Origin of the sequence: Exiguobacterium sp. SL-10, from assembly GCF_004337025.1 — a bacterium.
In the GTDB taxonomy this organism is placed as follows: domain Bacteria; phylum Bacillota; class Bacilli; order Exiguobacteriales; family Exiguobacteriaceae; genus Exiguobacterium.
The window spans coordinates 1-8,094 of sequence record NZ_SJUP01000024.1 but is presented as its reverse complement, the minus strand read 5'-3'; the positions used below and the strand labels follow the sequence as shown (position 1 = coordinate 8,094).

The following is an 8,094-nucleotide window of genomic DNA, read 5'->3' as shown; positions in this document are numbered from 1 at the left end:
CATCGTCCTTCGAAAAGAAAATACAGGATGAGGGCAAGGAAAAAGAGCGATCGTCCCGACTTGAGTCGGTCCAATCGCTCTTTTTTCTGTCCACGCTCGGATAGAGCGGAGGTTTTTCAGTGCCCTCCTCATTGAGTCGGCGGTTTTGATTGTTGATCGAGAAACCGGCTTCGTTCTTCCGGTGTCGGCAGTTTACACGTCTGTTTTTGACCGAACCATTCATAACGATGTTTAGCGATTACGTCATAGCCGAAATCACGAATCGGTTTTGGGACGAATCTAACAAACCGGAGCCAACGCCAGTTCCCATCCAATCCTTCAGCGATGCGGACCGCCGCGTCGGATTTAATGTACGGGACACCCTCACGAATCAACACGATGCTGTCGACCGAGTCGTTGATCCGATGACGTTCGCGCAAAGTTTGACCAGCCTCGCCTTGAAGCGAGGCGAAATGAAAATTCCCTGTCGTGTCCCGGTTCAAGATGAACTGGACACTGGCGTCGCAAAAGTTACAATCTCCATCAAATAATACAATGGCTGGCATACCATACGCCTCCTTCACTCTTGCCTGTTTCCGTTCCAGGGTCGGTTCAAACGTCAGGCGGCGAGCTGACGCACCGATTCCATCTTATAAAGTGAGATGTAGTAGAGGTAGGCACCGAGCGCCCCGAACAAGAAGATATAGCCACTCATGAACACGGGGCCGATGAACGCCCCGACGACGATGCCGGCCGCGGCCACGAGTTTGGCCCCATGGAATGTGAGTCCCCCAAAAGCGAGATATGAGGCGCGGCGCTCTGGGTCGAGCAGGTCGACTTGCTTCACTTGGCGAATCGGCGAGTACAACAACTCGCCGACCGTGAACACGACGGCCAAGACGGCGAGAATCAGGAACGAGTTCATCGACGTGATGGCAGCGTACGCCGTGATATAGAGCGACAAGCCGATGAAGAACACGTATTTCTCACGATATCGTTTCACAAAGGCGGTGACGGCGAACGTGATGGCGACGACGAGTAGTGTATTCTCGAGTTGCATGAACGCCATCATCCGGACCCCGTCGAACGGGACCCCAATGATCGAGCGCTGTTGGAACGATTCCGCTAAATGAACACCGATATAGTTCGCCATATGGAATTCGGTCGAGAAGACGAGCATGCTGCCGAGCACGAACAACATCCAGCGTCGGTCATTGAGGGCGATCCGGTAGTTTTGAATCACGCCGACAATCGGATTGGCCGGCGTCGACCGGTTACCTTGATGCGAATCAACGAGATAGCGCTGTAAGATGATTGTCGTGATCATCAAGACGAGCGTCATCCCGACGAACAAGCCGAAGCGGAAGTCGCGATAGAAGGCACCGCCGAGCATGACACCGCCAGCGATGGCCAAGTTGACGAGCCAATAGTCATATACATAGATCGCTTTTCGATTCGATTCTTCCATCGAATCGATGACGATCGCCTCTAAGGCCGGGTAGTTCAACCCGTTGGCGACCGCGTGACCGAAGTAGAGAATGGCCACGGCGAGTGCCCAATTGTTGGATGGGTGAATCGCCACCGTCATCCCGATGAAGCAAAGGATTTGAACGAATTGGCCGATTTGTAAGACTTGCTTTCGATTAAAGCGATCCGAGAAGTACCCACCGAACAAGCCAGTGACATACCCGACGATGACGAATGACGTCATGATGATCCCGGCAGCGATTTTGCCGAGTTCTTCTGAAAAGTATAAAGCCATGAATGGAAAGATGGCCGAGCCGACGATGCGGATGAAAAAGCCGCAGACGAGTCGAAGTCGGACGTTGGTTGGAAAATCTTTGAATTTCACGTGAGCACCTCCTTGTCACTACTTTAAACGTGGACTACACTTGGTAAAAAGAGACAAATTATTTAGACATGTCCACTTTTAGGGGGAACGATATGAATGCGAAACTAGTGGCCATTTATCGCCATGCGGTGGAGACGGGCAAAGGGGAAGTGACGTTACGGGAAGCGGTCGAGGCGGTCGGCTATAGCGAGAAACAAGTAAAGCGCGATATCAAAGTGTGGCAATCATTGGGCTTAGTGGAGTATCAGGCCGGGAAAGGACGCGGTCATGAATCTGTGCTCCGCTTTCAGCCGGACTTTGCTCGGACGCTCAGCGGGTGGGTTGACACTTCCTTCTCGACAGCCTCGATGGCGGATGCGGCCAAGTGGTTGGAATGGGATTGGCCACCTGCGTTGCGTGAATTGATTCAAGCCCGGGTTTGGAGCCGTTTCGGTTTCGAACAGACGGAAGAAGACCGATTTGTGTTTCCGCGCACCCGGACGCTTGAATCCCTCGACCCGCTCGACATCCATATCGCGATGGAAGCATCCTTGTCGAGACACGTCTTCGATCGTCTGTTCGAATGGGACGGCACTATGGTTCAACCGTCCCTAGCCCACCATATCGAAGACACACCGTTCGGGTTTCGATGTTACATCCGTAAAGGTGTCACGTTCCACAATGGGATGACGTTAGCGGCCAAAGACGTCGTGTACTCGTTGAATCGATTATTAGCGCGCGGTAAACAAGTATGGTTGTTCGCGCCAATCGAACGGCTCGAGTCTCCGGCACCTTACGTGGTCGACATCCATACGAAAGCGCACAGGGCCTACATCGAACGGTTGCTTGCTCAGACGCCGGCATCCATCACGTATGAAGGGGCGGAAGGGGTTGTCGGGACAGGGCCTTTCAAATTGGAGAAACAATCTGATGACGTCGTTCGGTTGCGAGCGTTCGAGCGTGGGCTACGGCCGCGACCATCATTAGACGTGGTCGAATTCGTCACGTTCTCGGAAATGGATTATGCCAAGTGGAGCGACGGTGATGAGCAGAGCCTCGTCAAATGGATTGCCGAGGCCGGGGCGCGTTACCTCATGTTCAACTTGCAACACTCTTGGCTCAAAGATGATGTGGAAACACGACTTGCGATTCAACAGGCGATTGACAAAAAAGCGTTCGTTGAATTAGGAGGAGAACGTCATCAAGTGGCCCATGGCTTTTTCCCGGAGACGAGTCGACCGTTGCCACGGCCAAAGGCAGCGGGAAGTTTGCGTCGTCCGCTCCGGTTGTTGCACTTGCCTTTCGATGTGGCGACAGAAGATGCGATGCTTATTGCGGCACAGTTACGTACCGCCGGCTTTACCGTCGAGACCGAGACGTATACGCTCGGCTGTTTGTTGCAAGAGGAGACGCTTCGCCGGGCCGACTTGATTTTGTGCGGGGAGATGATGAGTGAAGATCTCGATTTGGCGTTTCTCGCTTTTTTGACGAGTGAACTGTCACTCGTCGGCAAGCTTGTCGCGCATGAAACCGAGCTGCGAACGATGATGGACCGCTATCGTCAGACTGATATGAGCGCTTGGCCATTGCTCCATCGGGAAGTGGAACGCCATCTGACGGAGTCGGCGCTCGTCATTCCGCTGTATCACGTTGCGCGAGAGCGGCGTTTCCCGAGTTTTCTTGGCGAGGTTCCTGTCGATGTGTTCGGACACCCCCGTTACGACCAGCTATGGATTCGGCATTCGGTGTAAACGAAAAGGAGATGCCGCGGCATCTCCTTTTGCTTATAGTTGGGCGAACGCGCGGTTTACCGCGACAATCGTCTCTTCGATATCTTGTTCAGTATGCTCGGTCGTCAAGAACCAAGCTTCGTATTTCGAAGGTGCCAAATTGACACCGTTCTCGAGCATCAATTTGAAGAAGCGGCCGAACACTTCGCCGTCCGACTTTTCGGCGCCCTCGTAATCGGTCACAATCTCATCTGTGAAGTAAACCGTGAGTGCGCCTTTTAAGCGGTTCAACGTGATGGTCACACCGTGTGCTTCGGCGGCTTCGCGAATCCCTGCTTCGAGTTGGGCGCCGAGTGCGTCAAGCTTTTCATAAACGCCCGGTTGCTCGAGTACCTCTAGACAGGCGAGACCTGTTGCCATCGACGCCGGGTTGCCGGCCATCGTTCCGGCCTGATAGGCTGGGCCGAGTGGGGCGACCGTTTCCATAATTTCAGCTTTTCCACCGTAAGCGCCGATTGGAAGTCCGCCACCGATGATTTTCCCGAGTGCGGTCATATCCGGCTCAATCCCATATACTTGCTGGGCGCTTCCGTACGTGAAACGGAATGCTGTAATGACTTCATCGTAAATGACGAGCGCGCCATGTTCATGCGTGATGTCATTGACGGCCTGCAGGAATCCTGGTTTCGGTTCGACGATCCCGAAATTCCCGACGATTGGTTCGACGAGGACGCAGGCGATTTGACTTCCCCATTCGCGCATCATGTCGCGGAACGCATCGACGTCATTGAACGGTACGGTGATCACTTCTTTCGCCGTAGCCCGTGTGACGCCGGCTGAGTCGGGCGACCCGAGTGTAGCCGGTCCGCTACCTGCCGCGATAAGCATCAAGTCCGAGTGACCGTGATAGCAACCGCTGAATTTGACGACGAGCTCACGGCCGGTATAGGCGCGGGCGACGCGAACGGTCGTCATGACCGCTTCGGTCCCTGAATTCGTGAACCGGACTTTATCCATTGACGGGATGGCAGCTTTTAATTTTTTCGCGAACTCGACTTCGAGTGCGTGCGGTGTTCCATAGAGAAGCCCTTTTGACGATGCCTCGATTAACGCGTTATGGATATGCGGGTGGGCGTGACCGGTGATAATCGGACCATACGCCGCCAAATAGTCGATATAGCGATTGCCGTCGACGTCATAGAAATAGGCGCCGTCTCCTCGCTCCATATAGACGGGTGCACCGCCGCCGACTGCCTTGAATGAACGGGAAGGGCTGTTGACCCCGCCGACGATATGCGTCAAGGCGTCGCTATACAAAATGTCTGATTTGTCACGTGTAGATGGTGTTGCCATATGTATTGCCTCCTTTTACAAATTCGCATTTATTGTATCACAGCCGTCAACCGCTTAAGCTCAACGTTTGACGACGGTTCAAGAAATCAGTACACTATTTATAAAGATTACTATGTAAGAAATAGGTTAATTCTAACTAACATTTCGCATGAATTCTATAGAAGAAATGAGGGATTGACGTGGGAAGCGAAATGCTTGACCATGCTGTTCAGTCGCTCCGAGAACATGGAGTCAGAATGACGCCTCAGCGCCAGGCCATTTTGGAGTACCTCGTCACGGAGCACAGTCACCCGACAGCGGATGACATTTATAAGGCACTTTCGGCTAGGTTCCCGAACATGAGTGTCGCTACCGTCTACAACAACTTACGCGTCTTTAAAGAAGTCGGACTCGTCCAAGAGATGAACTACGGGGACGCTTCGAGTCGTTTTGATTTCGTGACGTCGCGCCACTATCACATCATTTGTGATGCATGTGGAAAAGTCGTCGATTTCAACTATCCGGTCCTCGATGAAATCGAATCGGTCGCGTCTCAATTGACAGGGTTCAAAGTCGATCGTCACCGTCTCGAAGTATACGGGACGTGCCCTACTTGCCAAACTGAACAAGCGCATAAACATTAAAAAACATCCTCGCTGTGAGGATGTTTTTTTATTCGTGTGAATGTGTTTGGCGTTTATTATATTTTTCGTCGAACTCTTTACCTTCGAGCGATTGATCGATTGTGAGTGGTTCGTCGCAATGCATACATAAGTCGACCCGACCGAGCATCTTTGTCTGTTTCTCACAATTCGGGCAAGTGACGACGATGGCTTTCGTGGATGCCATCCCAATAATGAAGTAGAGCGCTGAACTCGATAACACCATCACAAAGCCGAGCAACATGAAAATAATCATCAGCCATGTGATGCTTTTCGCCAATAGGCCGAGATACATGACCCCGATTCCCGCAAAGACGAGCAACAACGCAAGGTTTCGAGCGCGGTTGATTTTATTCCCCCGTTTTTTCATTTCGTAATCCCTCCATGTCTGTCTTTACTATAGCTTATCTGCACGGACCTGAGAAGTTCATACAATCGCGGGCAGGAGAATTTTATAAAGAAGGCGAATCATTTTCGTATCAGATTATTGGATGGACGATTGTGGTCCATCATTATAGAAAGAAGGTATCAAGGTGACTATGGAGTATGCGACGCGAACGATCTATTCGGAATATGCGGCCTTGAAGACGACGCTTGGCATCATTGAGGTGAAGAAGAAACGGCCGAGAGATCCTTTGACCGATCAATCCGACCGGCTGTTGATTGTGATTGAAGCAAGGGAAGAACCGTTCTGGACAGTGAAACATTATCAAGTCGGGCAAGAGAAAATCATTCTTCATCTCGTGAGTGATTTGATGATGGATCGTTGGATTATAATGAACGAGAACCGCCGAGCCATCCACTGGATTGAAGATGGTATGGTGTTGTTCGAACGGAATACGTTTTTACTCGACCTTCGACAGCGTCTCCGTAATTTCTCGAACGAAGAGCAACGTCTTCAGCTGTCGCTTGCTTTTGCGAAGTTGTTGCGACGTTTTGAAGATGGACGAAGCCTGTTTTTACAAGGGGAGCATCAAGATGCCTTCACGCAAATTCATCACGCTTTGACCCATTTAGCGCGCTTATCGGTTTTAGAAGCCGGAATCCATCCTGAAATCGTGTTGTGGAAGCAAGTGCGCACACTCGATTTGGAAATATACAAGCTTCACGAAGAATTAGTGAGCGGACAAGAGTCGCTTGAACAGCGGATTCATTTGGTGATCATCGGGATTGAACATTTGATTCAATCGAAAGTGTTGCCCGGCACACTCCTTCTATTACAAACGATGCAACTACGGGATGAACCGTGGCCGTTCTCCGAATTAATGGAACACCCCAACTTGCAAGCATTGAAAGTCGACCTCGGCAGCATTGTCGGTTTCCTCGTCCGCAAAGGATATGTTCGGTCAGTCGCCCGGCCGACCAAAGGTGTCGGTGTCGAAGCGATCGCTTATGAGATTGCTTGACTATCATAGAAGCAAATGGGGTAGTTGAATCCAATGCAGATCGTCAAGTTTATATTAGGTAGTGTGTTGACCGTTCTTTCGACCGCAGTTATATCAGTCTTTGCAGCACTCTTTACGATGGGTGACCCGATTGCAGGGGGACGCCCGATTCTTTGGACAATTTGGTACGTAGCCGGCTTATTCATTGTCATTATGGCGCTATATGACTTCTCTTCGTTAACGAAGGAGAAAATTAGACGAGTCGGATTAATTAGTACCGCGATTGGAGTCGTGTTCTTCGGTTCAGTGAAAGGGTACTATGTGTACACAGAAGGTTTGCGGATTGAAGAACGCGGCGTCGAGTTGTTGGACAATCAACCGTTCAAAGGAGAATCGGATTTAGTGCAACTGAACGGTGCTTCTACGTTTAAACTAGATTCGGAGTTGCCGCGTCTGGATGGCGCGAATGGGTATGCCTGGGCTGCGGCGTCCACCACGACGCGATGTGAACGCAGGACTGAACATCAAACGAGAGGCTGAACGAATCTTAGCATCTTCAACCGTCGGGACGACGGGGCTAGCCTGATCAGGTTTCGACTGTTAGGTCGAATAACTCAGGAATCTTCCACCTCTAAGCGAAGCGTAGGTGGGGGTAGTTCAAGCCATCACGTCAGAAGGGCATTATGAAACAGACAAGCCGTTTTTAGATTGGATGACATCTGAAGAAGGGCAGACATTGGTAGAGCGGACGGGCTATGTGCCGCTAGCAAAAGATTGAAGCGTTGAGCCTCATCGCGGAGGTTCAACCTTTTTTATTTTTTTTTTGTAATATTTCTATTGACGAAGTGGTAAATAGAGATTATAGTTATAAACGTTGTCACGGCGAAAGATTATTTCAGTAAAACAATTTGTGAAAAAAGTTGTTGACGCGGAGATAGACAACGTGATAAATTAATGAAGTCGCCAAGAGCGGCAGACGAACTTTGAAAACTGAACGATGAGGCAAAAAAAGTTTTACAATTTTTGAATGAAGCGCAAGCTTCGTCATTTTTAAAGAGCTATATCAAATTCTTTGGAGAGTTTGATCCTGGCTCAGGACGAACGCTGGCGGCGTGCCTAATACATGCAAGTCGAGCGCAGGAAATCATCCGAACCCTTCGGGGGGAAGTTGATGG

At 50.7% G+C, this 8,094-nt stretch carries 9 protein-coding genes; 5 read left to right on the top strand and 4 right to left on the bottom strand.

Annotation, left to right across the window (positions count from 1 at the left end):
* Positions 1–128: 128 nt before the first annotated feature.
* Both EVJ33_RS15065 and EVJ33_RS15060 read right to left on the bottom strand, forming a co-directional pair.
* Positions 129–545 carry a thiol-disulfide oxidoreductase DCC family protein gene (locus EVJ33_RS15065; protein WP_131438356.1) on the bottom strand — a complete coding sequence of 139 codons (417 nt, stop codon included), beginning with the start codon at positions 543–545 and terminating at the stop codon, positions 129–131.
* Between the two features lie 53 nt (positions 546–598).
* The gene (locus EVJ33_RS15060) at positions 599–1,831 is read right to left on the bottom strand and encodes an MFS transporter (RefSeq protein ID WP_131438354.1); all 1,233 of its coding nucleotides are present in this window, start codon (positions 1,829–1,831) and stop codon (positions 599–601) included.
* Positions 1,832–1,923: 92 nt separating this feature from the next.
* Here EVJ33_RS15060 and EVJ33_RS15055 point away from each other — a divergent pair, with 92 nt between their 5' ends.
* The gene (locus tag EVJ33_RS15055) at positions 1,924–3,561 is read left to right on the top strand and encodes an ABC transporter substrate-binding protein (RefSeq protein ID WP_161566942.1); all 1,638 of its coding nucleotides are present in this window, start codon (positions 1,924–1,926) and stop codon (positions 3,559–3,561) included.
* 33 nt (positions 3,562–3,594) lie between these two features.
* On the opposite strand, the gene EVJ33_RS15050 is transcribed toward EVJ33_RS15055, so the two are convergent.
* Positions 3,595–4,893: a glutamate-1-semialdehyde 2,1-aminomutase gene (locus tag EVJ33_RS15050; protein ID WP_131438350.1), complete on the bottom strand. Its 1,299-nt coding sequence runs from the start codon at positions 4,891–4,893 to the stop codon at positions 3,595–3,597.
* 191 nt (positions 4,894–5,084) lie between these two features.
* Between EVJ33_RS15050 and perR the strand changes: the two genes are divergently transcribed.
* Positions 5,085–5,516: a peroxide-responsive transcriptional repressor PerR gene (gene perR, locus EVJ33_RS15045; protein ID WP_131438360.1), complete on the top strand. Its 432-nt coding sequence runs from the start codon at positions 5,085–5,087 to the stop codon at positions 5,514–5,516.
* A 28-nt stretch (positions 5,517–5,544) separates the two neighbouring features.
* Here perR and EVJ33_RS15040 read toward each other — a convergent pair whose 3' ends face one another.
* Positions 5,545–5,904, bottom strand: coding sequence for a YgzB family protein (locus EVJ33_RS15040; protein ID WP_131438348.1), 360 nt, complete (start codon positions 5,902–5,904; stop codon positions 5,545–5,547).
* Positions 5,905–6,073: 169 nt separating this feature from the next.
* Between EVJ33_RS15040 and EVJ33_RS15035 the strand changes: the two genes are divergently transcribed.
* From EVJ33_RS15035 to EVJ33_RS15720, 3 genes are all read left to right on the top strand, one after another.
* Complete coding sequence (locus tag EVJ33_RS15035; protein ID WP_131438358.1) at positions 6,074–6,940, top strand: nucleotidyltransferase-like protein; 867 nt, start codon at positions 6,074–6,076, stop codon at positions 6,938–6,940.
* A gap of 33 nt (positions 6,941–6,973) precedes the next feature.
* On the top strand, positions 6,974–7,459 hold the full coding sequence (locus EVJ33_RS15575) for a hypothetical protein (RefSeq protein ID WP_201739727.1): 486 nt from the start codon (positions 6,974–6,976) through the stop codon (positions 7,457–7,459).
* Positions 7,460–7,565: 106 nt separating this feature from the next.
* Positions 7,566–7,697, top strand: a complete 132-nt coding sequence (locus tag EVJ33_RS15720; RefSeq protein WP_269088573.1) for a hypothetical protein — start codon at positions 7,566–7,568, stop codon at positions 7,695–7,697.
* The last annotated feature ends 397 nt before the right edge of the window (positions 7,698–8,094 follow it).

Bases quoted from the DNA above. Each gene is read 5' to 3' on its own strand.
- EVJ33_RS15065 (WP_131438356.1), bottom strand. From the start codon at position 545: ATGCCAGCCATTGTATTATTTGATGGAGATTGTAACTTTTGCGACGCC.
- EVJ33_RS15055 (WP_161566942.1), top strand. From the start codon at position 1,924: ATGAATGCGAAACTAGTGGCCATTTATCGCCATGCGGTGGAGACGGGC.
- EVJ33_RS15050 (WP_131438350.1), bottom strand. From the start codon at position 4,893: ATGGCAACACCATCTACACGTGACAAATCAGACATTTTGTATAGCGAC.
- perR (WP_131438360.1), top strand. From the start codon at position 5,085: ATGCTTGACCATGCTGTTCAGTCGCTCCGAGAACATGGAGTCAGAATG.
- EVJ33_RS15040 (WP_131438348.1), bottom strand. From the start codon at position 5,904: ATGAAAAAACGGGGGAATAAAATCAACCGCGCTCGAAACCTTGCGTTG.
- EVJ33_RS15035 (WP_131438358.1), top strand. From the start codon at position 6,074: ATGGAGTATGCGACGCGAACGATCTATTCGGAATATGCGGCCTTGAAG.
- EVJ33_RS15575 (WP_201739727.1), top strand. From the start codon at position 6,974: ATGCAGATCGTCAAGTTTATATTAGGTAGTGTGTTGACCGTTCTTTCG.